Source organism: Micropruina sonneratiae (genome assembly GCF_025972045.1).
GTDB classification, from domain to species: Bacteria; Actinomycetota; Actinomycetes; order Propionibacteriales; family Propionibacteriaceae; genus Micropruina; species Micropruina sonneratiae.
The window spans coordinates 147,923-171,947 of sequence record NZ_JAPDHX010000005.1; the positions used below are offsets into that span (position 1 = coordinate 147,923).

At 71.0% G+C, this 24,025-nt stretch carries 18 protein-coding genes; 12 read left to right on the top strand and 6 right to left on the bottom strand.

Translation table 11 applies throughout. The features are described 5' to 3' along the window. Positions 1-146: 146 nt before the first annotated feature. Positions 147-1,799, bottom strand: coding sequence for an ABC-F family ATP-binding cassette domain-containing protein (locus OIE40_RS13670; protein WP_264703094.1), 1,653 nt, complete (start codon positions 1,797-1,799; stop codon positions 147-149). A gap of 346 nt (positions 1,800-2,145) precedes the next feature. Between OIE40_RS13670 and OIE40_RS13675 the strand changes: the two genes are divergently transcribed. The 4 genes from OIE40_RS13675 to OIE40_RS13690 are packed head-to-tail and all read left to right on the top strand — an operon-like array spanning position 2,146 to position 7,517. Continuing rightward, complete coding sequence (locus OIE40_RS13675; protein WP_264703095.1) at positions 2,146-2,727, top strand: TetR/AcrR family transcriptional regulator; 582 nt, start codon at positions 2,146-2,148, stop codon at positions 2,725-2,727. Next, positions 2,721-4,457 carry an ABC transporter ATP-binding protein gene (locus OIE40_RS13680; protein ID WP_264703096.1) on the top strand — a complete coding sequence of 579 codons (1,737 nt, stop codon included), beginning with the start codon at positions 2,721-2,723 and terminating at the stop codon, positions 4,455-4,457. Before OIE40_RS13675 ends, OIE40_RS13680 begins: the two co-directional genes overlap by 7 nt. After that, complete coding sequence (locus tag OIE40_RS13685) at positions 4,454-6,355, top strand: ABC transporter ATP-binding protein (protein ID WP_264703097.1); 1,902 nt, start codon at positions 4,454-4,456, stop codon at positions 6,353-6,355. The genes OIE40_RS13680 and OIE40_RS13685 overlap by 4 nt, the downstream gene beginning before the upstream one ends. Positions 6,356-6,371: 16 nt before the next feature. Beyond that, entirely contained in the window at positions 6,372-7,517 is a 1,146-nt protein-coding gene (locus OIE40_RS13690; RefSeq protein ID WP_264703098.1) for an NUDIX domain-containing protein, read from the top strand. A gap of 107 nt (positions 7,518-7,624) precedes the next feature. Here OIE40_RS13690 and OIE40_RS13695 read toward each other — a convergent pair whose 3' ends face one another. Further along, positions 7,625-8,641: an LLM class flavin-dependent oxidoreductase gene (locus OIE40_RS13695; RefSeq protein WP_264703099.1), complete on the bottom strand. Its 1,017-nt coding sequence runs from the start codon at positions 8,639-8,641 to the stop codon at positions 7,625-7,627. Positions 8,642-8,763: 122 nt separating this feature from the next. Here OIE40_RS13695 and OIE40_RS13700 point away from each other — a divergent pair, with 122 nt between their 5' ends. Together OIE40_RS13700 and pxpB are read left to right on the top strand one after the other, a co-directional pair. Beyond that, entirely contained in the window at positions 8,764-9,522 is a 759-nt protein-coding gene (locus tag OIE40_RS13700) for a LamB/YcsF family protein (protein WP_264703101.1), read from the top strand. Continuing rightward, entirely contained in the window at positions 9,522-11,129 is a 1,608-nt protein-coding gene (gene pxpB, locus OIE40_RS13705; protein ID WP_264703103.1) for a 5-oxoprolinase subunit PxpB, read from the top strand. The genes OIE40_RS13700 and pxpB overlap by 1 nt, the downstream gene beginning before the upstream one ends. A 32-nt stretch (positions 11,130-11,161) precedes the next feature. On the opposite strand, the gene OIE40_RS13710 is transcribed toward pxpB, so the two are convergent. Both OIE40_RS13710 and OIE40_RS13715 read right to left on the bottom strand, forming a co-directional pair. After that, positions 11,162-12,289 (bottom strand): mannonate dehydratase, encoded by a 1,128-nt coding sequence (locus OIE40_RS13710; RefSeq protein ID WP_264703105.1) that lies wholly within the window; start codon positions 12,287-12,289, stop codon positions 11,162-11,164. Positions 12,290-12,320: 31 nt separating this feature from the next. Then, positions 12,321-13,334 carry a LacI family DNA-binding transcriptional regulator gene (locus tag OIE40_RS13715; protein WP_264703106.1) on the bottom strand — a complete coding sequence of 338 codons (1,014 nt, stop codon included), beginning with the start codon at positions 13,332-13,334 and terminating at the stop codon, positions 12,321-12,323. 206 nt (positions 13,335-13,540) lie between these two features. On the opposite strand from OIE40_RS13715, the gene OIE40_RS13720 reads away from it, so the two are divergent. Then, on the top strand, positions 13,541-15,028 hold the full coding sequence (locus tag OIE40_RS13720; RefSeq protein ID WP_264703108.1) for an MFS transporter: 1,488 nt from the start codon (positions 13,541-13,543) through the stop codon (positions 15,026-15,028). Next, a complete protein-coding gene (gene uxaC / locus OIE40_RS13725; protein ID WP_264703109.1) occupies positions 15,021-16,496 on the top strand; it encodes a glucuronate isomerase in 1,476 nt (491 codons plus the stop codon). Before OIE40_RS13720 ends, uxaC begins: the two co-directional genes overlap by 8 nt. A 25-nt stretch (positions 16,497-16,521) precedes the next feature. Here the strand turns inward: uxaC and OIE40_RS13730 are convergent, their stop codons facing one another. Continuing rightward, positions 16,522-16,836, bottom strand: a complete 315-nt coding sequence (locus OIE40_RS13730) for a BlaI/MecI/CopY family transcriptional regulator (RefSeq protein ID WP_264703111.1) — start codon at positions 16,834-16,836, stop codon at positions 16,522-16,524. Between the two features lie 56 nt (positions 16,837-16,892). Here OIE40_RS13730 and OIE40_RS13735 point away from each other — a divergent pair, with 56 nt between their 5' ends. The 3 genes from OIE40_RS13735 (at position 16,893) to cydD (ending at position 21,203) form a co-directional block, all read left to right on the top strand. Next, a complete protein-coding gene (locus OIE40_RS13735) occupies positions 16,893-18,461 on the top strand; it encodes a cytochrome ubiquinol oxidase subunit I (protein WP_264703113.1) in 1,569 nt (522 codons plus the stop codon). Between the two features lie 16 nt (positions 18,462-18,477). Continuing rightward, positions 18,478-19,539: a cytochrome d ubiquinol oxidase subunit II gene (gene cydB / locus OIE40_RS13740; protein ID WP_264703114.1), complete on the top strand. Its 1,062-nt coding sequence runs from the start codon at positions 18,478-18,480 to the stop codon at positions 19,537-19,539. 68 nt (positions 19,540-19,607) lie between these two features. Continuing rightward, positions 19,608-21,203, top strand: coding sequence for a thiol reductant ABC exporter subunit CydD (gene cydD / locus OIE40_RS13745; RefSeq protein WP_264703431.1), 1,596 nt, complete (start codon positions 19,608-19,610; stop codon positions 21,201-21,203). A gap of 3 nt (positions 21,204-21,206) precedes the next feature. Here the strand turns inward: cydD and OIE40_RS13750 are convergent, their stop codons facing one another. Further along, positions 21,207-22,310, bottom strand: a complete 1,104-nt coding sequence (locus OIE40_RS13750) for a hypothetical protein (protein ID WP_264703115.1) — start codon at positions 22,308-22,310, stop codon at positions 21,207-21,209. Positions 22,311-22,411: 101 nt separating this feature from the next. Between OIE40_RS13750 and cydC the strand changes: the two genes are divergently transcribed. Then, the gene (gene cydC / locus OIE40_RS13755; protein WP_264703116.1) at positions 22,412-24,025 is read left to right on the top strand and encodes a thiol reductant ABC exporter subunit CydC; all 1,614 of its coding nucleotides are present in this window, start codon (positions 22,412-22,414) and stop codon (positions 24,023-24,025) included.

Genomic DNA, 24,025 nt, shown 5'->3' on the forward strand with positions numbered 1-24,025 from the left:
GCGGCCCGGGATGATGACAGTGACGTGATCGCAGCCGTCACCGGGCTGAGCCGCTCCGCTGTCCGTCGGCTGCAGGCGTCCACAGGAGCGGTGCGGTACTGAGGGTGGCTTGAAATGAAACCGTCCCCATTTCAGGCCACGAGTCCTCAGCGGCCCGCGCCCAGGGCGTAGCTGGGCTCCTCGGACCCCCGGATGGGGAACTCCCAGACAGCGACCGGCGCCAGCGCGTCCAGCAGTGCCCGGTCGTGGGTGACGATCAGCAGCGTGCCGTCGAAGGCGACCAGGGCGTCCTGCAGCTGGTCGATGGCGGCGGCGTCCAGGTGGTTGGTCGGCTCGTCGAGCGCCAGCACGTTGACCTCGCGGCCCTGCAGCAGGGCCAGCGCCGCTCGGGTCCGCTCTCCCAGCGACAGCGAGTCGCAGGGGCGTCCGACCTGCTCGGCGCCCAGACCGAACTTGGCCAGCAAGGTACGCACCGCCGCCAGGTCGGTCCGACCCAACCGGTCGGCGACCACGTCCAGCAGCGTCCGTTCGCCGCTGATGACGTCCCTGGCCTGGTCGAGGACGCCGAGCCGCACCCGGGTGCCCCATGAGATCCGGCCGTGCGCCGCGGGCCGCTCGCCGAGGACCGCCTGCAACATGGTGGTCTTGCCCGACCCGTTGGGCCCGACCAAGGCAACCCGCTCGCCCCGGACGACCTGCGCCGACAGGGGGCCGACCATGAAGTCGCCGTTGTGCGCCACCAGGCGATCCAGGGTCAGCACCACTTCGGCCGAGGGAGGCGCCTCGGCGATGGTGAACCGCAACTCCCACTCCTTGCGGGGCTGCTCGACCTCCTCGAGCCGCTCCACGGCGTCGCGGACGCGGGCCGCCCGCTGGTCCATCCGCCGGGCGCGGTCCTCGCGGAACTTCTTCTCCAGCTTCATGCCCGCACCCAGGCGGGCGGCCTTGGCGCGTCCCTGACGAGCCCATTCGTCCTTGCGGCGGGCCTGTTCGATGAGGGAGTCGCGGGTGTCGGCGTAGGTGGCATAGGCCGCGTGGGCCTGCTCGCGGGCCACCTGTTTCGCCGCGCGGTAGTCCGACCAGCCGCCGGCGTAGTGGTTCACCTGCTGCTGCGCCTCGTCGAGTTCGATCACCGACGTCGCGACGGCGTCCAGGAAGGCGCGGTCGTGGGAGGCGACCAGCACCGGCGAACCCAACCCCTGCACGAACCCGGTCAGCGCCGTCAGCCCGTCGGCGTCGAGGTTGTTGGTCGGTTCGTCGAGCAGCAGAACGTCGTAGCGGCTGACCAGGATGGACGCCAGCGCGGCCCGCGCCGCCTGACCGCCGGACAGGCTGCCGAGCGGACGGTCGAGGTCGGCGTCCAGGTCGAGATCGGCCAGCACCCCGGCCAGCCGCGCCTCCAGGTCGGCACCGCCCAACGCCAGCCAGGTGGCGAGGGCGTGGTCATAGGTTTCGGCCGCGTGCGGGTCGTCGGCCAGCCGGCCCGCGGCGTCCTCGAAGGCGGCCTGCGCACGGGACACTCCTGTACGGCGGCCGACATAGCCGAGGATCGACTCTGTCCGGTCGGGCAGGGACTGCGGCAGGTAGCCGACACTCGCCCCGGGTGGGGCGAGACGGACGACGCCGGCGTCCGGCGTCCATTCGCCCGCGACGATGCGCAGCAGCGTGGTCTTGCCGGCGCCGTTGGCGCCGACCAGGGCGGTCACGTCACCGGGCGCGACGGTGGCGTCCAGACCGGAGAACAGGGAGCGTGCGCCGAAGGACGCGGCGACGCCGGAAACGAACAGGGTTGCGGACATGAAGGACCTCGATCGCTGGCGTTGGGCAGGGCGAGAGGTCAGTTCCACATGCCCCCAGCTTGCGTGAGCCTGGCGCCCACAGTCAAATGGCCTGAAATGGGGACGGTTCCTTTTCAGGCCGATCACGGCCGGCCGGTCAATCCCAGGTGTGCGCGTGCGCGGCGAAGTAGCCGGGTCGCTCTGCACCGCGACGACGCAGAACTCCAGCCCACCGGGATCGACCAACACGGCGTAGCCGTCGTATGGAACCGTCCCATTTCAGACCGCGCGCCCCGCGAGAGTCGACCGCACTTGAATGAGTGAGTACTCACTCATATACTCGCTCGACGTGGGCAGAGCACATCCTATGAGTCCCGACGAGCGTCGGCGGGCACTGATCGAGGCGACCCGGCCGCTGCTGCTCGAGCACGGCCTGAGCATCACCACCCGGCAGATCGCCGAGTGCGCCGACGTCGCCGAGGGCACCATCTTTCGCGCCTTCGGCACCAAACAGTCCCTGATCGAGGCTGTCGTCGACGACTGCCTGGCACCGGGTCCCGTCATCGAGGCCATCGACTCGGTCCCCGCCGAGCTGTCGCTCGAGGACGCCGTGACCTGGATGATCCAGGTCCTGCAGGCCCGCATCCAGCAGGTCCGGGCGCTGATGAGCGCCATCGCAGGAGAACGCCCGCACGGCGGCCCGCCGCCCAAGCCCCACCGCGACTTCCATCTCGCCGTCGACGCCGCCATGACCCGGGTGCTCACCCGTTACGACGACCAGCTCACCGTCGGCACCCCGACCGCCTGCTGGGCGATCTCGGCGATGGCGTTCGCCGCCGTCATGCCAATGGCCGGCCACCCCGATGCCGCCGAGCCGCGGCAGATCGCCCGACTCATCCTGGGCGGCATCGCCGCCCCCTCCCCCACCACCGAGGACGCCACATGCTGATCCGCATCCTGCGCGAGTACCTGCGCCCGTACTACGGCCAGCTCGCCCTGGTCGTGCTGCTCCAACTGGTCGCCAACGGCGCCGCCCTCTACCTGCCCACGCTGAACGCCCGCATCGTCGACGAGGGCATCGCCACCGGCAACACCGGACTGATCCTCAGCCTCGGCGCCATCATGCTGGGCGTCACCGTCGTCCAGATGGCCGCCCAGTTCAGCGCCGTCTGGTTCGGCGCCCGCTCGGCCATGGCGTTCGGTCGCGACCTGCGCGCCGCCATCTTCGACCAGACCCTGAGCTTCTCCGCCCGCGAGGTCGCCCACTTCGGCGCCCCCAGCCTGATCACCCGCACCACCAACGACGTCCAGCAGATCCAGCAGCTGGTGATGATGACCGCGTTCATGATCGTCGCCGCCCCGATCATGATGGTCGGCGGGGTGATCATGGCCTTCCGTGAGGACCCGGGCCTGACCTGGACGATCGCCGTTGCCGTGGCCATCCTGGCCGCGGTCATCGGCTGGATCGTCAGCCAGATGATGCCGTTGTTCGCCACCCAGCAGACGCGCATCGACACCATCAACCGGGTGCTGCGCGAACAGATCACCGGCCTGCGGGTGATCCGGGCCTTCACCGCCGAACCGCGCGAGACCGAGCGCTTCGCGGTCGCGAACGCCGAACTCACCGACACCGCCACCAGGGTCGGCCGCCGGATGATGACCCTGTTCCCGACCGTGTTCTTCGTGATGAACGTGTCCACCATCGGCGTCACCTGGTTCGGCGCCTTCCGGGTCGCCGAGGGCGCCATGCAGACCGGCCAGCTGTTGGCCTTCATCCAGTACCTCACCACCATCCTGATGAGCGTGATGATGGCGACGATGATGCTGATGATCGCCCCGCGGGCCGCGGTCAGCGCCGGCCGGATCGCCGAAGTGCTCGACACCCGCTCGTCGGTCGTGCCGCCGGCCCAGCCGGTCACCGAGGTCGCCGCGCGTGGCCTGGTCGAGCTGCGCGACGTCGAGTTCCGCTACCCGGGCGCGGCCCACCCGGTGCTGCACCACATCGACCTGACCGTGCGCCCCGGCGAAACCACCGCCATCATCGGCTCGACCGGCGCGGGCAAGAGCACCCTGGTCAACCTGATCCCACGGCTGTTCGACGCCACCGGCGGTCAGGTCCTGGTGGACGGCGTCGACGTCCGCGACCTCGAACCGGACGTGCTCTGGTCGCGGATCGGGCTTGTGCCCCAGCGGCCGTACCTGTTCACCGGCACGGTGGCGTCCAACCTGCGCTACGGCAAGCCGGACGCCACCGACGACGAACTGTGGGCGGCGTTGACCACCGCCCAGGCCGCCGACTTCGTCCGGGCCATGCCGGGACAGTTGGACGCCCCGATCAGCCAGGGCGGCACCAACGTGTCCGGCGGCCAGCGGCAGCGGCTCTCGATCGCCCGTGCCCTGGTCAAGAAGCCCGACATCTACGTCTTCGACGACTCGTTCTCGGCTCTCGACGTCGTGACCGACGCCCGGCTGCGGGCCGCGCTCGACCGCGAGACGTCGCAGGCCGGCGTCCTGATCGTGGCGCAGCGCGTCTCGACCATCAGGGACGCCGAGACGATCGTCGTCCTGGACGACGGCCGCGTCGAGGGGGTCGGCACCCATGAGGACCTGCTGGCCACCTGCCCCACCTACGCCGAGATCGTGGCGTCCCAGTTCAAGGCCGAGGAGGCCGCAGCATGAGTGACAACCAGCAGAACGCCGCTGCCGCCGCGACGAAGGCGAACCCGCGCTCCCCCGACGCGAAGCACCAGCAGCGCGGCATGGGCCACGGGCCGATGCAGGGCATGGGCAGCACCGAGAAGGCGGTCAGCTTCGGTCCGTCGGCCAAGCGGCTGCTGCGGATGATGCGCCCCGAGCGCAACCTGATCGTGTTCGTGGTGGTGATCTCCGCGCTCGCCACCCTGGGCAACGCGATCGGCCCGGTCATCCTGGCCCGCGGCACCGACCTGATCTTCGACGGCGCCACCGGTGATGGCGGGATCGACTTCGGCGCCCTGGCGTCGGTCATCCTGGAGGCGCTGGCGGTCTACGTGGTGTCCGGCGTGGTGTTGTGGTTCGCGAGTTTCCTGATCAACGACATCGTGCAGCGCACCGTCTACCGGATGCGCGAACTGGTCGCAGGCAAGCTGCATCGACTGCCGATCACCTACTTCGACGGCCAACCCCGCGGTGAACTGCTGAGCCGGGTGACCAACGACATCGACAACATCGCCCAGTCGTTGCAGCAGACCCTGGCGCAGATGCTGAACAACATCTTCACCGTCATCGGCGTGCTGGCACTGATGTTCTGGCTGTCGCCGCCGCTGGCCCTGGTGGTGCTGCTGTCGGTGCCGCTGACCGCGCTGGTCACGGCGCAGGTGATGAAACGGTCGCAGCGCCGGTTCGCCGACATGTGGCGGTCCACCGGCGAGCTCAACGCCCACGTCGAGGAGGCGTTCACCGGGCATTCGCTGGTGAAGGTGTTCGGTCGCCAGCGCGAGGTCGCGGCGGTGTTCGCGGCCCGCAACGGCGAGATGTACGAGTCGTCGTTCAAGGCGCAGTTCATCAGCGGCATCATCATGCCCTCGGTGTTCTTCATCGGGAACCTCAGCTACGTGGCCATCGCGGTGCTTGGCGGCATCTGGGTCGCGGCCGGGTCGATGACCCTGGGCGCGGTGCAGGCGTTCATCCAGTACGCCCGGATGTTCACCCAGCCGATCACCCAGCTGGCCTCGATGACGAACCTGCTGCAGTCCGGTGTCGCCTCGGCCGAGCGGGTCTTCGAGGTGCTGGACGCCGACGACCAGAGCGCCGATTCCGGACAGCACCTGCCCAGGCCGGTGCAGGGACGGGTCGCGTTCGAGCACGTGTCGTTCAGCTACGACCCGGACAAGCCGCTGATCACCGACCTGTCGCTGGTCGCCGAACCGGGCGCCACGGTGGCCATTGTCGGACCCACCGGGGCGGGCAAGACGACCCTGGTCAACCTGCTGATGCGGTTCTACGACGTGGACGCCGGCCGGATCACCATCGACGGTGTCGACATCGCGTCGGTGCCGCGGCGCGAGCTGCGCTCCGAGATCGGCATGGTGCTGCAGGACGCCTGGCTGTTCGGCGGCACGATCCGCGACAACATCGCCTACGGCCGGCCGGACGCCTCCGACACCGAGATCCGCGCCGCCGCCGAGGCGACCTTCGTGGACCGATTCGTGCATTCACTGCCCGACGGCTACGACACGGTGATCGACGACGAGGGCAACAACGTGTCGGCCGGTGAGAAGCAGCTGATCACCATCGCCCGGGCGTTCCTGTCCGACCCCGCGATCCTGGTGCTGGACGAGGCGACCTCATCGGTGGATACCCGCACCGAACTGTTGGTGCAGAACGCGATGAACGCGCTGCGTGGGGGGCGGACCTCGTTCGTCATCGCCCACCGGCTGTCGACCATCCGCGACGCCGACACCATTCTGGTGATGGAGGACGGCGCGATCGTCGAGCAGGGTTCGCACGACCAGCTCATCGAGCACGGCGGCGCCTACCAGCGGCTGTACCGGTCGCAGTTCGCGGGCGGCCTGGACGCCGACGACGAGGCCGCCTGACCGGTACCGTTCCAGGGTGATCGAGGTCGTCGGCGCCGCCATCGTCCGGCACGGCCGGGTGTTGGCGGCCCGCCGCGGCCGCCCTGCGGCCGAGGCGGGCCGGTGGGAGTTTCCGGGCGGCAAGGTCGACCCCGGCGAGACCGCCGATCGGGCGTTGGCCAGGGAGATCGCCGAGGAACTCTCCTGCCGGATCGAGGTGGTCGAGTGGCTGCCCGAGCTGGGCCTGGGCGTCGATCGGGGCCGCGAGCTGGAGTTGCGGGTCGCGCTGTGCCGGCTCGTCGAGGGTGAACCGGTCGGCAGCGAGCACGACGCCCTGCGCTGGCTCGGCCCCGAGGAACTGGCCGACGTCGACTGGCTCGAACCCGACCGGCCGTTCCTGGACTCCCTGGGCCGCCGGCTGCTGGAGGGCGAACGGCTGCCGGGCGGCAACGTCGGCGGTGCGGTGCGGATCGGGACGACGGTGCGGCGCCCGGTCGGGCCGTGGACGCCGGCGGTGCACGCGGTGCTGCGGCACCTGGCCGATCGCGGGCTGGCCGCGGTGCCGCGGGTGCACGGCCTCGACGCCCGCGGGCGCGAGATCCTCGACCACCTGCCCGGTGAGGTGATCGACGTGGACTCCGAGCAGCTCAGCGCGGCCCGGCTGGCCAACCTGGGCCACTGGCTACGGTCGTTGCACGAGGCCATGGCCGACTTCAAGCACCCGGGGCCGTGGCGGTTCTTCGGCGTCGAGGCACCCACCCTGATCACCCACAACGACGTCGCGCCGTACAACGTGGCCTTCGACGGCGACGCGGTGGCGGGCGTCTTCGATTGGGACCTGGCCGGGCCGTCGGGGCCGGTGTGGGATCTGGCCCACACCGCGTGGACCGCGATCCCGCTGTTCCGCCCCATCCCGGACGCTGAGGCCGCTGCCCGGTTGGCGCTGTTCGCCGGCGGTTACGGCACCGACCCGCTGACCGTGCTGGACGCCGTCCAGCCGCGGGTGCAGCTGGCGATCGACGGCATCCGCGAGGCGGTTCGGCGCGGCGACGAGGGCATGACCAACCTGGCCGCCAGCGGTGAACCGGAGGCCACCGAACGCCGGCTGGCCGGTTTCCTGGCCCGCCGCGAGGGCATCCGGCGCGCCGTGTCCGGGACCAGATCCCGGCGTCCGCCGGGATGACGAAACACCTGTCATTCCGGTGTTGACCCGCCGACTGTCATCCGGGGCTGACCGTCGACCGTCATTCCGAGGCGCGACCCGGATCTGGGGTAAGAAGGAGCGGCCCCTCAGGCGGTCGGGGCCACCAGTTCCAGACTGCGCACCGACGCCCGCCGTTCGGACGCCGAACTGACCAGGATGAGTTCGTCGGCGTCGGCGTGGGCGGCGAACCGGCGCAGCCACCCATGTACCTGTTCGCCGGTGCCGACGCCGGTGTAGCGCAGCATGTGGTCGACCTGGGCGCCGCCCGGCCCTTCGAGCAGCAGCTCGACGTCGTCGTCGGACAGTTCCCGGCCGCGGGCCAGGAAACGTCGGACGCGTTCCCGCCGGGTCGCCTGGAACAACTGCTGCGCCTCCGGCTCGTCGTCGGCCGCGATCACCCCGGCACCGGCGATAACGTACGGCTCGGCGAGCTGCGCCGAGGGCCGGAAGTCGCGCCGGTAGGTGGCGACGGCCGCCTCGAGGGCGTCCGGGGCGAAGTGCGAGGCGAACGCGTACGGCAGGCCCAGTGCCGCGGCCAACTGGGCGCCGAACAGCGACGAGCCGAGAATGTACAGCGGCACGTTGGTGCCCTTGCCGGGGGTCGCCGACACCCCGGGGATCACCGATTCGGTGAGGAAGCCCTGCAGTTCCTGGACGTCGGCGGGGAAGGTGTCGGCGGCGTTCGGGTCGCGACGCAGCGCCCGCACCGTCACCTGATCGGTGCCGGGTGCGCGGCCCAGGCCGAGGTCGATCCGGCCCGGGTGCAGCTCGGCCAGCGTCCCGAACTGCTCGGCGATCACCAGCGGCGCGTGGTTGGGCAGCATCACCCCGCCGGCGCCGAGCCGGATCGTCGAGGTGTGCGACGCCACGTGCCCGATCAGCACCGCCGTCGCCGACGACGCGATGCTCGGCATGTTGTGGTGCTCGGCGTACCAGATCCGGCGGTATCCCCAGCCTTCCGCGCGCTGCGCCAGCGACACGGTCGCCGCCAGCCCGTCCGCGACGGATTCACCGGGCAGCACCTGGGCCAGGTCGAGGATGGACAGCGGCACGTCACGTTCGTCGGTCACGTCCTTGCTCAACCGCCACGGGACGGCTGCCATTCCCCCCAATGACCTGCGCACCACCGCTCGACCTGGAGCGCGCTCACCGACTTCCCGTTACGGTCGTCGATCACCTGCCGAAGGCCCGTGACCGCGGGGCGGGCAATCCCTAGGGTTGGGCCATGCCGTCCATCGACCTCAACGCCGACCTGGGCGAGTCCTTCGGCTCCTGGCGGCTGGGCGACGACGAGGCCATGCTCGAGCTCGTCACCAGCGCCAACGTGGCCTGCGGCTTCCACGCCGGCGACCCGCTCACCCTGCAGCGCACCTGCGCGCTCGCCGCAGCCCGCGGCGTCCGGGTCGGGGCGCAGGTGTCCTACCGCGACCTGGCCGGATTCGGACGCCGCTTCCTCGACTGCTCCGTCGACGAGTTGCGCGCCGACGTTCTCTACCAGATCGGGGCGCTGCAGGCGATGTGCCTGGCGGCCGGGACGTCGGTGGCCTACGTCAAGCCGCACGGCGCCCTGTACAACACGGTGGTGCACCACGAGCAGCACGCTCGGGCGGTCGTGGCCGCGGTCACCGACTTCGACCCGGGCCTGCCGATCCTCGGACTGCCCGGCGCCGTGGTGCTCGGGGTGGCCGCCGAGGCGGGGCTGCGCACGGTCACCGAGGCGTTCGTCGACCGCGGCTACACCCCGCAGGGCACGCTGGTGAAGCGCGGGACGCCGGGCGACCTGATCCACGACGCCGAGGTGGCCGCTACCCGGGTGCTGCGGATGGTGACCGACGGCGTGGTCACCGCCATCGACGGTAGTGAGGTGCCGATGCGGGCCGAGTCGCTGTGCACCCACGGCGATTCGCCGGGTGCGGTGGCGATGGCGGCCCGGGTGCGCGAGGTGTTGCTCGGCGCCGGCGTCGAGCTGCGGGCGTTCAGCTGATGGAGGGCAGGCTGCTGCCCTGCGGCGAGGCCGCGGTGCTGGTCGAGCTCGACTCCCTGGACGCCGTGCTCACGCTGCAGTCGGCGCTCGCCGAGGCGTCCGACGAGCCGGGGTGGTCGGCCGTGATCGACGTCGTGCCGGCGGCGACGACGGTGCTGGTCGGCGTCGACGACCCGGCGGCGCTGACGGCTCTGCGTGAGCGGTTGACGCAGCTGCTGACCCGGCTCGACGTCGCACTCGTCGGCGAGACCGGTGGCGAGCTGGTCGAGATCGACGTCGTCTACGACGGCGAGGACCTCGACGAGGTGGCCCGGCTGACCGGGCTCTCGGCCCGCGAGGTGATCGAGGCGCACACCGGCTCCGATTGGACGGTCGCCTTCGGCGGCTTCGCACCCGGCTTCAGCTATCTCGTCGGCGGCGACCCTCGGCTCGAGGTGCCCCGCCGTGCGGAGCCGCGCACCAGCGTCCCGGCCGGCTCGGTCGGCCTCGCGGGCAGCTTCAGCGGCATCTACCCGCGCTCGTCCCCCGGCGGCTGGCAGTTGATCGGGCGCACCGACGCGGTCCTGTTCGACGTCGACCGTGATCCGCCGGCCCTGCTGCGGCCCGGACGCCGGGTGCGGTTCCGGGCGGTCGACGCCGGGGTGGCGGAAGGCGTGGCCTGTAAGGGGGACGGTTCCATCACAGGCCAGACCCCCACAACCGCCGTGGCCCAAAAAGGAACCGTCCCCATTTCAGGCCGGGAAGCCCTCACCGTCACCGCGACCGGGCCGCTGGTGATCGTCGTGGACGCCGGACGCCCGGGCCTGGCGTCCACGGGAGTGAGCCGGTCGGGGGCCGCCGACCGGGGCGCCTACGCACTGGCGAACCGGCTGGTCGGCAATCCCGCCGGCACCCCCGCCCTCGAGGTCGTCTTCGGCGGGTTGGGCGTCCGTGCGGACAGCACCTGCCTCGTCGCCGTCACCGGTGCCGACTGCGCCCCGCTGATCGACGGGCGTCCCGCCACCCACAACGGGCCGGTGTACCTGCGCGAGGGCCAGGAGCTCACCCTGTCGACCCCCGCCGCTGGGCTGCGCAGCTACGTGGCCGTCGCGGGCGGGCTGGACGTCGGCGCCACCCTGGGCTCGGCGTCCACCGACACCCTCTCCGGGCTGGGTCCGGCGAAGCTCCGCCCCGGCGACCGGATCGGCCTGCACAGCCCGCGGGCGCCGCGGTTCGCCGACGTCGACCTCGTCCCGGCCGGCCCGCTCGCCGGCGCCGTCCTCACCCTCGACGTGCTGCCCGGCCCGCGCACCGGCTGGCTCGCCGACCCCGACGCGCTGACCCGCACCACCTGGAAGGTGGCGGCGCAGAGCGACCGGGTCGGCGTCCGGCTCGAGGGCGACCCGCTGGCCCGGCACGCCGACGTCGCCGAGCGCGAACTGCCCTCGGAACCGATGGTCCGCGGCTCGATCCAGGTGCCGCCGGACGGGCGTCCGGTGATCTTCGGGGCCGACCATCCGGTGACTGGCGGCTACCCAGTGGTCGGGGTGCTGACCGAGGCCGCCAGCGACGCCCTGGCGCAGGCCCGGCCCGGCCAGCAGATCGTGCTTCGCCCGGCCGGCCGCTGACCCGCCGCGTCACCGCTGCCCGGCGCGGCCGCTCAGCCCTGGTAGGTGACGGTGTCCCAGACGCCGAGCAGGTACTGGATGCCCAGCGCCCGGTCGTAGAGGCCGTAGCCCGGGCGCGGCTTGTTGGTGGTGTTCTCGTTCCACAGGTGCCGGCCGTGGTCGGGCCGGATGTAGCCGGCGTAGCCGGCCTCGGCGTAGGCCTTCATCACGCCCACGGTGTCGACGTCGCCCTCGCACGCGCGGTGACCGACCTCGGTGAAGTCGCCGTTGGGGAAGTGCTTGACGTTGCGGACGTGGCTGAAGTGGATGCGGTCCAGGTAGGTCCGCACCGCCTCGACGGCGCGGGGCGCCTGCGTGGCGTTGGCTGAGAACGACCCCAGGCACAGGGTGAGCCCGTTGTAGGGGCTGTCGTTGAGCGACAGCACGGTGCCGAGATCCTCCATGGTGGAGACCACCCGCGGCCAGCCGAACAGGTCGAACGGCGGGTCGTCGGGGTGCACGCCCAGCTTCACGTCGTACTCCTCGCAGGTGGGGATGACGGCGTCCAGGAAGTACTTGTAGGTGCGGTACATGTCGGCGTGGGTGACGCCCTCGTAGGCGGCGTTGAGTTCGCTGAAGCTGGCCAGCCGCTCCGGCTCCCAGCCGGGCAGGGTCAGCCCGCCCGAGTTGGCCTCCATGTCGGCGATCAGCTTCTCGGGGGTCAGCTGGTCGACCACCGCCTTCTCGAAGTAGAGCGCTGTCGAGCCGTCCGGCTGCGGGTGCCACAGGTCGGTGCGCAGCCAGTCGAAGACCGGCATGAAGTTGTAGCAGATCACCTTCACCCCGACCCGGCCGAGCCGTTCGATGGTGGTGATGTAGTTGGCGATCGCCTCGTCGCGGCTCACCCCCAGCACCGTGCGGCCGAGCTTGATCGACTCGTGCACGTTCACCGACTCGACCACCTCGGCGTCCAGCCGCTTGGTCACGCCGCGTGCGGCCGCCTCGTCGGAGATGCCGGCGATCCGGGCCACTTCGGCCTCGAGCTCGTCGACCTCCCAGACCTCGCCGGCCTGCTTGTGGTGCAGGCTCCACACCACCGTCTCGACCCCCGGAATCTGCCGGATGTCGTCGAGCGAGACGGTGTCGTTGCCTTCGCCGTACCAGCGGAAGCCGATCTTCATTGCGTGCACTCCTTCGTTGGGGTTGCGGGGGTCAGGACCCCGAGCCGTAGCCGGCGGGAAGCCGCGCCCTCAGCGGCGCGGTCGAATCGCGCACCACGAGCCGGGCGGGCAGCAGGTGGGGCACGGCGGCCCGCACCGGACGCCCCGGCAGGACGCCGAGCAGCAGGTCGGTGGCGCGCCGGCCGAGGGTTTCCAGGTCGCCGTGGACGGTGGTCAGCGCGGGGGTGACCAGGTCGGCGAGGAAGGTGTTGTCGAACCCGACCACCGACAGTTCGTGCGGCACCCTCACACCCATCCGATGCAGCCGGCGGATCAGGCCCACCGCCACGATGTCGTTGAAGGCGATCACCGCGGTGACCTCGGCGGCGATCACCTCGCCGGCGGCGGAGTCGCCGCCCTGCACGGTCGCCTCGTGCTCGCCGAGGTCGACGATCTGCACACCGGCCAGTTCGGGCGCGTGCGCGGCCAGCGCCGCCCGGCGCCGACGGTCGGACCACGAGCCCGACGGCCCGCCCACGTAACCGATGCGACGGTGGCCCAGCGCGTACAGGTGGCGCAGCGCTTCACGGATGCCGTGCCGATCGTCGACGGAGATGGACTGCGCGCCGGGCAGTTCGTTGTTGATCAGCACCAGCGGACGCGGACCGATCACGCCCCGGTCGTCGTGCACCGCCCGCGGCGAGCACAGCACGACTCCGTCGGTCTGCCGGACGAGCCCGCGCAGGATCTCGACCTCGGCGGCGGGATCCTCGCGCGATTCGGTGACGAACACCGAGACGCCCTCATCGGTGGCCTGGGCCGTCACCCCTCGGGCCACTCCCGAGAAGTACGGGTTGGTGAGGTCGGGCACCAGCAGTCCGATGGTGTTGGTCCGGCCCGCCCGCAGGCCGCTGGCGGCCCGGTTGGGGGTGTACCCCAGCGTGTCGATGGCGCTCAGGACGCGGTCGCGGGTGCCGGCAGCGACCTTGTCCGGGTCGGCCAGGGCGCGCGACACCGTGGCGATCGAGACGCCGGCGGCGGCGGCGACCTCACGGATGGTGACCACGGTTCTCCTCCCTGGAACGATTGATGTAAACGTTACCTATCGTGTCAACCCCTCGTCGACCAGCAGGTGCAGGCAGCGACTGGACAACGATGAGAACAAGCGTATGCTCCCAAATGTAAACGTTCGCATCAGCGGTTGATGCGACCGCATCCCCGCCGAGGCGTCCCGCCACCGCGCCGGGTCCGCAGCAGGAAAGGCACAACGACGTGAGCACACCGACCGACTACTCCGACCGGCGGGTCTACACCCCCAAACCGATCACCCTGGCCCGCAGTATCGGCTTCGGCGTCCTCGACCTGATGGGCGGCGGCTGGAACACCATCATCAGCGGCCTGATGCTGTACTTCTTCACCACCTACGGCAACGTCAGCGCCGTCGAGGCGGGCACCATCCTGTTCGTCGCACGCATCGTGGACGCGGTGATCAGCCTGCTGATCGGCCCGCTGACCGACAACTTCTACCGCAACAAGCTGGGCCAGAAGTACGGACGCCGGCACTTCTTCCTGCTGATCGGCGCACCCGCGCTGCTGCTGGTCTTCCCGCTGCTGTGGGTGTCGCACCAGGGCTTCTGGTACTACCTGCTGGTCTACCTCGCCATCGAGATCATCATGGCGGTGATCCTGATCCCGTGGGAGACGCTGCCCACCGAGATGACCGACAACTACACCTCGCGCACCAAGCTCAGTTCGGCGCGGATGTTCCTGTCCGCGACCGGCACCTTCCTGGTGTTCTTCATTCCGGCCCAGATCAAGGCGACGAACGACCCCAATGCCTACCTGTACACGGGCCTGATCTTCTCGGTGCTGTTCGCCGCGGCCGTCGCGACCACGTACTTCACCACCTGGGAGCGCACGCTCACTCCCGAGTTCGTCGCCGAACTCGAGTCGCGGCCCAAGCTGCCGCTGGGTGAACTGATCAAGCAGAACCTCAAAGACTTCGGCTCCACCTTCACCAACAACAGCTTCGTCAAACTGCTCACCATCTACCTGTGCTCGTTCACCGGCAAGGACATCTTCGCCACCGCGCTGACCTTCTTCGTGGTGTATTCCCTGCAGGGCAGCGAGTCGTTCGGCCTGACGCTGCAGGCGCTGTCCATCGTCGGCCTGCCGGTCACCATCGCCGCCGGCTTCATGATGGTCCGCAAGGGTCCGAAGTTCCTGTGGGGGCTGTCCTTCACGATCATCATCGCCAGCCTGCTGTCGCTGGGCGCCATCTACCTGTTCAAGCCGGCCTCGACGGTCGTGCTGCTGATCATCGTCGGCACCGCCTACCAGACCTTCACCCGCAAGTCCACCGGCGCGGTCGCGACGCTGATCGTGTCGTGGCTGCTCGACCTGGGCGGCTTCATCAAACCGGGCACCGCCGGCGGCGTCCCGATCAACCCCTCCTGCACCGCCGACTGCCCGCTGGTGCAGACCGAACTGGCCCAGCACACCATCACCAACGTCGTGGTGTTCCTGCCGATGGCGCTGATCCTGATCGCCCTGATCACCTCGCGCTTCTTCCACCTCAACGCCCGCACCCACGAGGTGCTGCGCAGCGAACTCGACCGGTTGACCGCCGGCGGCGCCAAGGCCGACGTCACCCCCGAGACCCGCGAGGTCGTCGAGAAACTGACCGGTCACTCCTACGATCACGTCTGGCCAGACCTGATCGACAAGGCCGTCCCCACCATCAAGTCCACCGATGTCTGACCTCGAGGAGACCGTCGCCATGACTGCCAGCCCCACCACCGAGCCGTGGACGCTGAACCCCGACCGGGCACTGCCCGCCGATCCGGTCATCCGCGAAATCGCGCGCGAACTGTACGCCACCACCCGCGACCTGCCGATCGTCTCGATGCACGGCCACGTTCCGGTCGAGTGGTTCGCGCAGGACACCCACTTCGGTGACCCCGCCCAGCTGCTGGTGGTGCCCGACCACTACCTGCTGCGGATGCTGGTCAGCCAGGGCGTATCGCTGCCCGAGCTCGGCGTGGGATCGCTGGAGGGCTCGCTGCCGGCCGAGGCCGACCCACGGGCGATCTGGCGCCGGTTCTGCGCCGGCTGGAAGCACTTCCGCGGCACCCCGACCCGGTTCTGGATGGAGACCGTGCTGGTGGAGATCTTCGGGGTCACGCAGCGTCCCGGCCCTGACACCGCCGACGCCATCTACGACCAGGTGCAGAGCGCCATCGACGATCCCGCGTTCCGGCCGCGTGCCCTGCTGGACCGCTTCGGCATCGAGGTGATCGCCACCACCGACCCCGCCTGGGCGTCGCTGGAGTACCACGAACTGCTGGCCCGAGAAGGCTTCGCCGGTCGCATCCTGCCTACCTTCCGGCCCGACCCGGTCTACACCCTGGACTCGCCCACCTTCGCCGCCGACGTCCGGCGCACCGCCGAGGCGGCCGGCGTGGAGGCGACCGGCTACGCCGGCTACCTCGACGCCCTGCGCACCCAGCGGCAGCGCTTCGCCGCCGCCGGCGGCACCGCCACCGACCACGGCCCGTACCTGCCCGACACCACCCCGCTGCCGGACGCCGACGCGGCCCGCCTGTTCGCCAAGGCCCTGCGGGCCGACGCCGACGACCCGGTCACCCCCGCCGAGGCGGCGGCGTTCACCGCGCACATGCTGTTCCAGACCGCGGCGATGGCGGCCGAGGACCACCTCGTGATGCAGCTGCACCCCGGCGTCGCACGCGGTCACGCCACCCGGATGACGGCGTTGTTCGGCCCCGACAAGGGCTACGACATCCCGGTCGCGGTCGAGTACACCCGAGCCCTGCGGCCGATGCTGGACGCTTTCGGCCACCACCCGGGCTTCCGGTTCGTCGCCTTCACCATCGACGAGGACGTCTACTCCCGCGAGCTCGCCCCGATGGCCGGCGTGTACCCGGCGATGAAGCTGGGGGCACCGTGGTGGTTCCTGGATTCGCCCGAGGCGATGCGCCGGTTCCGCGAGGACGTCACCGAGACGGCCGGCTTCTCCAACATGTCCGGCTTCGTCGACGACACCCGGGCGTTCTGCTCGATCCCGGCCCGGCACGACCTGGCCCGGCGGATCGACGCCGGCTATCTGGCCCGGTTGGTCGCCGAGCACCGGCTCGACCTCGACGAGGCGCTCGAGGTGGCCGCCGACCTGGCCTACCGCAACGCGGTCGAGAGCTATCGAGCCCGCTGACGGGGGGCCGGCGCACCCCCGAGACTCAGCCGACCCGGTCGCGGACGGCGTCCAGCACCTGGCGGCGCTGGTCGGCGGGACCGGACTGCAGCAGCGTCATGATCTCGTCGGCGGCGAGCTCGGCCCAGGACTGGCTCGGCTGGTAGCGCCAGGCCCGGCCGTCCAGGTCGCGCCGCAGCTGGCCCTTCTTGGCGAGCCGGTCCATCACGGTCATCACGGTGGTGTAGGCGAACTCGCGGTCGCGGGCCAGGGCACCCTGCACTTCGCGCACGGACAGAGCCGCGGGACTCGACCACAGCACGTCCATCACGGCCTGTTCCAGTTCGCCGAACACGGGCACGGACCGATCCTAAGCCTTGATTGCCCCTCTACGACACCCAGTAGTACATTGCCCGCATGGATCCGGTCTCCCTCGCCCGGTGGCAGTTCGGCATCACGACGGTCTACCACTGGTTCTTCGTGCCGGTCACCCTGGCCCTGTCGATCATCGTGGCGATCTTCCAAACGCTCTGGTTCCGCTCCGGTGACGACAAGTACCTGCGGCTGACCAAGTTCTACGGAAAGCTCTTCCTGATCAACTTCGCCATGGGTGTGGTGACCGGGATCGTGCAGGAGTTCCAGTTCGGGATGAACTGGAGCGAATACTCCCGCTTCGTCGGTGACGTGTTCGGGGCCCCGCTGGCCTTCGAGGCACTGCTGGCCTTCTTCCTCGAGTCGACCTTCCTCGGCCTGTGGATCTTCGGCTGGGACCGATTGCCCAAGAAGATCCACCTGCTCGCCATCTGGCTCGCCGCGATCGGCAGCAACATCAGCGCGATCTTCATCCTGGCGGCCAACTCGTTCATGCAGAACCCGCAGGGTGCGGTCTACAACGCGGTCACCGACCGGGCCGAGATGGCCGACTTCGGCGCGGTGCTCACCAACCCGGTGCTGCTGTGGGCCCTGCCGCACACGCTGATGGCCTCGTGGCTGACGGCGTCCGCCCTGGTGCTGGCCGTCTCCGGCTGGCACCTGGCCAAGCTGAACCGGGCCGACCGGGCCGCGGACGCCGTGGCGGAGTCCACCGCCGAGGACGCGGCGGCCACCGACGCGACGACAAGCGACCCCGCCCCGGCCAAGCCCGACAACACCCTGGCCGCGCACCGCTTCGCAGCCGTCTTCGCCGCGGTGGCCATGATGGTCTCCGGCGTCGGCCTCGTGCTCACCGGCGACGAGTCGGGCAAGATCATGACGCAGGTGCAGCCGATGAAGATGGCTGCCGCGGAGGCGCTGTACGAGACCGCGGGCGGGGACGGCTCCGGCGCACCGTTCTCGATCCTCACCATCGGCACCCTCGACGGATCGCGGCCGATCTTCGTGATCGAGGTTCCCCACCTGCTGTCGTTCCTGGCCACCGGCACCTGGGACGGCAAGGTGCAGGGCATCAACGAACTCAAGGCCGCCTACGCCGACGGCCAGCTGGTCGACCCCGACAACAAGCTACAGCAGGCCTACGCCGAGCACATGCGCGCCTGGGGCGTCGATACCCACACTCCGATCATCCCGGTCACCTACTGGAGTTTCCGGTTGATGATCGGCCTGGGGATGGCCTCGATCGCCGTGGCCCTGCTGGCGCTGTGGTTCCTGCGCAAGGACGGTTTGCCGCCGAACCGGCGGTGGTGGACGTGGCTGATGGTGCTCACCCCACTGGGTCCGCTGTTCGCGAACTCGTTCGGCTGGATCTTCACCGAGATGGGCCGGCAGCCCTGGATCGTCTCCGGCACCCTGCCGGTCTCGGCGGCGGTGTCGCCGGGGGTGAGTGCCGCGGAAGTCCTGATCAGCCTGATCGGCTACACCCTGGTCTACGGCGCGCTGGCCGTGATCGAGGTGCGGCTGTTGCTGAAGTACATCCGGCTGGGCCTGCCCGACGTCGAGCCCGTCGAGCAGGTCACCGATGACGACGACGTGCTGTCCTTCGCGTACTGAGAGAGGGTGAGCTTCGATGACTGTTGAACCCACCACCCTGCAGCTGGTCTGGTTCGGGCTGATCGCCGTGCTGTGGATCGGCTACCTCGTGCTCGAGGGTTTCGACTACGGGGTCGGCATGCTGATCCCCTACCTGGGCCGCAACGACAAGGAGCGTCGCGTCCTGGTCAACACCATCGGCCCGGTCTGGGACGGTAACGAGGTGTGGCTGCTGACCGCCGGCGGCGCGACGTTCGCGGCGTTCCCCGGCTGGTACGCCACCTTGTTCTCGGCCCTCTACCTGCCGTTGTTCCTGATCCTGATCGCCCTGATCGTGCGCGGCCTCGCCTTCGAGTACCGGGCGAAGCGGCCCGAGCAGTCGTGGAAGTACGGCTGGGACCGGGGCGCCTCGATCGGGTCGTTCGTGGTGTCGCTGGTGTTCGGCGTCGGCTTCTCGAACTTCGTCATCGGCCTGCCGGTGCAGGTGGCCGACGGACGCCAGGGCGTGCACGTCTTCACCGGCGGCTTCTGGTCGTTGTTCAGCCCGTTCGCGCTGCTCGGCGGTGTGGTACTGGTGGCGCTGTTCCTGTTCCACGGCGCGATCTTCATCGCGCTGAAGACCCGCGGGGAGATCCACCAGCGAGCCAAGGCGTTCGCCGAGAAGATCGGCCTGGGCGTGATCGGCGCCGGCGGCGCCTGGCTGCTGTGGTCGAACCTGGCCTACGGAACCGGAGTGCCGGGCTGGATCCTGCTGGTGGTCGCCGCCGGCGGGCTGGTGATGGCCTGGTACATGGTGCGCGCCGACCGCGACGGCTGGGCGTTCATCGGCACCGCGGTCTCGACGGCGGTGATCGCCATCGGCATCTTCCTGCGGATGTACCCCGACCTGGGCTTCGACAACTCCTCGACGATGGACGCCCCGCTGAACATCGTCACGGCGTCCGCCAGCCCGCTGACGCTGACCATCATGACCTGGGCGGCCGTGGTCTTCGTGCCGATCGTGCTCGGCTACCAGGCCTGGTCGTACTGGGTGTTCCGGCGCCGGCTGAGCACCGCGAACATTCCCGACGACAGCCCGCAGCGCGAACCCATCCCGTGACCCTTGCCGCCGAGGGGGCACGCCGGGGTCCGCTCGATCCGCGCCTGCTGCGGCGCGGCCGGGCGACGCTGGCCTACCTGGTCGCCGGGGTGGCGGTCGGATCGCTGACGGCGGTGCTGACCATCGTCCAGGCCTGGGCGCTGGCCTCGGCGCTCGGCACCATCTTCGAGACCCACACCCTCGGCGTGCTGGGCTGGGCCGTCCCGACCCTCGTCGCGGTGTTCACCGGCAAGGCGGTGCTGGCCTGGCTGAACCAGTGGCTGGCCCACCGCGCGGCGGCGGCGGTCAAATCCCGGCTGCGTCGTGACGTGCTGGCAGCCCGGCTCGCCGACCCGGTCGCCGCGGAGCCGTCGACCGCGTCGGTGGTGACGCTGCTGACCCAGGGCCTGGACGCCCTGGACGGGTACTACTCCAAGTACCTGCCGCAACTGGTGCTGGCCTTCACCGTGCCACTGATCATCGGGGTGGCGATCCTCACCGCCGACTTCACCTCGGCGCTGATCGTCGCGTGCACGGTGCCGCTGATCCCGGTGTTCATGGCCCTGGTCGGCTGGACGACCGAGGCCCGCACCCGCAAGCGCTGGCGGGTGCAGACTCGGCTGGCGGGCCATTTCGCCGACCTGATCACCGGCCTGCCCACACTGCAGGTGTTCGGCCGGGCCCGGGCGCAGGCCCAGGGCCTGCAACGCTCCGAGGCGGCGCACCGCCGCGAGACGATGGGCACGCTGCGGGTCTCGTTCCTGTCGGCGCTGATCCTCGAGTTGCTGGCCAGCCTGTCGGTGGCGATCGTCGCGGTCGCGATCGGCTTCCGGGTGGTCTTCCACGAGCTCGACCTGACCACCGCCTTCTTCGTGCTGATCCTGGCGCCGGAGGTGTACCTGCCGGTGCGTCAGGTCGGCGTCCACTACCACGACGCCGCCGACGGCATGGCGGCCGCCGAGTCGGCCTTCGCGATCATCGAGGGGGCTGCGCCGGCTGGGCGGGAGCCCGTCGTGCCCGTCGAGCCACCCGCCGCCGGCGTCCGACCTGGACAGCCGGACCTGCTGCGCATCGACGGCCTCACCGTGGCCTACCCCGGCAGTGCCGCACCGGTGCTCGACGACGTGTCCGTGCAGGTGCGGCGCGGCGAGTTGGCCGTGTTGACCGGAACCTCCGGGGTGGGCAAGACCACCCTGCTGCATGCGCTGATGGGGTTCGTCCCGGCCGGCGCCGGACGGTTCCTGCTCGAGGGCCGCGAGGCGAACGCCGGCCAGCGGCGCGGACGGATCGCCTGGGTGGGCCAGAACCCGGGCATGGTCAACGGCACGATCGCCGACAACGTCCGGCTCGGGGACGCCGCAGCGCCGGACGACGAGGTGCGGCACTGCCTCGACCTGGCCGGCGGCAGCAGCCTCGACCCCCGGCGCGAGGTGGGCGACGACGGCGAGGGCCTGTCAGCGGGCGAACGGCGCCGGGTCGCCGTCGCCCGGGCGGCACTGCGGGTGCGCAGCGGACGCGCCGACCTGCTGGTTCTGGACGAGCCCACCGCCGGGCTGGACGGCGCCACCGAGGCGTCCGTCCTGGACGCGTTGAGCGGGCTCGGCGCGACGGTGCTGGCGGTGTCGCACCGGCCGGCCGTGATCGCCCGGGCCGACCGGCTGATCCCGCTCAGCCCGGCCGGCTGAGGATCAGTCCGCGGACCACCAGTCGAGCAGCTTCTCGGCGTCGTCACCCTCGGAGACGGCCTCGATGTAGAACAGCTGCTTGCTGAACGTCCAGGCGATCCGGCCGGTGCCGTCCTTGGCGTCCGCGGAACCGAGCTTGCCCCGGATCGTCTTCGGCGAATCGTTGTACCACCAGTTGGTGTGGGCCGGCGGGTTCTTCCAGTTGCTGCCGATCCTGCTCTTGGCGACCCCGGCCCGGGAGAAGAAGTCGGTCATCAGCGCGGTCAGGTCCTTGTTGCTGCTCGCCCAACGCATGGTGACCGTCGCGGTGCCGTCCAGGGTGCCGCGCGGGTTCGCCCTGCAGCTGAAGGCGCTGCGGGCGGTGTCGCTGCTGTCCGGCCGGCAGCTGTCGATCACCAGGAACTTGGCCAGGTACTCCGCCCACTGGCACTGCACCGTGGTCAGCTCGTCGCTGCATTCGGACGCCGCACTGCCCGAGGGCCCGGCGCTGGGGCTGCGGCTGCCGGTCGACGCGCTCGGCAGGCCGGACGCCGTGGGCGAGGAGGTGGGGGTGATCAGCACCGACGGCGGTGCGACACTGGGCGAAGCCGTGCCGGCCGGTGTCGTCGCCACGCTGGGGGTCGGGGTGGCGGTGCCGGCCGGACGCAGGAACATCCACCAGGCCACCAGGCCGAGGACCATCACACCGGCGACGATGCCGATGATCACGGGCAGCGGATTACGGCCCCCGCCACCGGCCCCGGGCGGGGCGGGCGGCGGTGTGGGCGGGGCGCCGAAACCACCGGCACCCGGCGGGCCGTACTGGCCGGGCGGGCCGTACTGGTCGGGCGGGCCGTACTGGCCGGGCGGGCCGTACTGGCCGGCAGTGCCGTACTGGCCGCCCGCGCCGTAGCCGGTTTGGCCGCCGGCCTGCGGGGTCTGTCCCCAGCCGTCGGGGTTCTGCCCCTGCGCCGGCATCGGCCGGGTGGGCGGGTACTGCTGGCCCGCCGGCAACTGCTGGGTGGGGTCGGTCTGCCAACCGGGTCTGGCGGCGTCATCGCCCTGCGGCGTCCACCCGCCGGGCTGCTGCGGCGAGCCTCCGCTGGGCGGATTGGGCGGCTGAGTCATCGCTGTCCTCTCCCGGAGCTCCCCTCGCGCCGGTTGCCGGCAAGGGTACTGCGCAACGTGCAGCCGCAGCACGACCCTGGCCGCTCGCCTATCCTGCTGCCATGACGGTGGCGCGGGCGGCGAGCGGCGGCCCGGGCTGGCGGTGGCTGTTCGCCCCGGTGCCGGGCGCGGTCGGCCGCACCGCGCTGGCCACCCTGCTGGCGTTCGGCGCCGGCGCCTCCTCGGTGGCCCTTATGGCGGTCTCGGCCTGGTTGCTCTCGCGGGCGGCCGAACACCCGCCGGTGCTGTACCTGCAGGTTGCGGCGATCGGCGTGCGGGTCTTCGGCATCAGCCGCGGCCTGTTCCGCTATCTGGAGCGGCTGGTCGGTCACGACGTCGCACTGCGGCTGCAGAGCGCCCTGCGGCTCGACACCTACACCCACCTCGCCCGCACCACCCTGCTCGGCACCAGGCGCGGCGACCTGCTGGCCCGGGTGATCAGCGACGTCGAGGCCGTACAGGACCTGGTGGTCCGCTTCCTGGTGCCGGGGGTGTCGGCGTCGCTGGTGATCGTGGCCACCTCCGCCGCATTCGCGGTGCTCTCGCCGGCCACCGCGGTGGTGCTGGTGGGGTCGGCGCTGGTCGGCGGGGCGCTGGTGCCCGCCCTGGCGCAGCGCGTGTCGCGGCGTTGGGACGCCGCCACGGCCCCCACCCGCGGCGAACTGGCGGCCGGCGTCCACGAGCTGGCCCGCACCGCCCCGGACCTGGTCGCCTACGGCGCCGCCGACACCCAGCTGGAGCGGGTGCTGGCGGTGGACGACCGGCTGCGCCGGCTGGACGAACGCGGCGCCTGGGTGCGCGGGGTGGCGTCGGGCTGCCAGGTGCTCGCCGCCGCGGTGGCGGTCATCGCCGCGCTGCTGATCGGCGGCCCACAGGTGGCGGCAGGCACCCTGCAGCCGGTGATGCTGGCGGTGCTGGTGCTCACCCCGCTGGCGTTGCACGAGGTGCTGGCCACCCTCACCCAGGCGGGCCAAAGTGCGACCCGGGCGCTGGCGGCGTTGCGCCGCGTCCGCGAGGTGCTGGACGCCGAACCGGTCGGCGCCGGCGATCGCGAACTGCCCACGGGCGCCCTCGTGCCGGGCCCGATCGTGCTCGACGGCCTGGCGATCGGCTGGCCGGGCGGTCCGGTCCTGCACGACGGGATCGACCTGGTCGTCGAGCCGGGCGAGAGCGTGGCGGTCGTCGGCCCCTCGGGTACCGGCAAGACCACCCTGGCCGCCACCGTGTTGGGCCTCATCCCGCCGAAGGCGGGCGGCGTCCGGGTGACCGGACGGGTCGGCTACCTCGCCCAGGACGCGCACATCTTCGCCACCTCGATCGCCGAGAACGTCCGGATCGGCAACCGCGACGCCGACGATGCCGCCATCGCCGAGGCCCTCGCCGCCGCCGGGCTCGGCCTGGACCCCGCCCGTGTGGTCGGCGAGCAGGGCGCCACCCTGTCCGGCGGCGAGGCCCGAAGGCTGGCACTGTCGCGGTTGTTCGCCGGCGACTTCCAGGCGATCGTCCTCGACGAGCCCTCGGAGCACCTGGACGCGGTCACCGCCGAGGCGCTGCTCGACGACGTGTTCAGCTCGATGGGACGGCTGCCGCTGCTGGTGATCACCCACGACCCGGACGTCATCGCCCGCTGTGACCGGCAACTGGAATTGGGGGTGGGCGCGGTCACCTATCGTTGA